1 protein-coding gene is annotated in these 404 nt (G+C 56.4%); it reads right to left on the minus strand.

The window, feature by feature from the left end; genetic code table 11:
• A partial coding sequence (locus tag FJV41_RS54500; RefSeq protein ID WP_368773793.1) for a hypothetical protein occupies positions 1-253 on the minus strand: 253 nt, incomplete at its 3' end.
• Positions 254-404 lie beyond the last annotated feature (151 nt).

Raw genomic sequence — 404 nt, forward strand, 5'->3', positions numbered from 1 at the left:
ATCCTGCATATCGTAACCCCTTATCGGTCAGCGCACTGATGACCAGATGCCTGTTATCGGCGGAGGGGACAGCAAACGCGGGATACAGCGAACCATTAAGCCGGACAACACCGCCCAGAGAGTCATCCACGCCCATGACCAGCAAAAGCTGAAGTTGTCGGTTTTCCCGGTCGACAGAACTCATTACCGGCATCAGCGTCGGTGGCAGACGTCCCTGCGTAAAATCCACCCTCCTTGCCACCGGTGATGGCATGGCTGGCTGGCGGTCTTCTCCAAGACAGAAAGACTCCGGCCATGTCTTCGGCTGGCGGAGATTGCGGGTATGTTGCGGCCATGTCTGGCAAACCTGCGTCAGAAGTTGCTCAAAGGTCGCAGAGGAATAAACACGTTGCAGTGGTGGATGT

It is taken from the genome of Myxococcus llanfairpwllgwyngyllgogerychwyrndrobwllllantysiliogogogochensis, from assembly GCF_006636215.1.
In the GTDB taxonomy this organism is placed as follows: domain Bacteria; phylum Myxococcota; class Myxococcia; order Myxococcales; family Myxococcaceae; genus Myxococcus; species Myxococcus llanfairpwllgwyngyllgogerychwyrndrobwllllantysiliogogogochensis.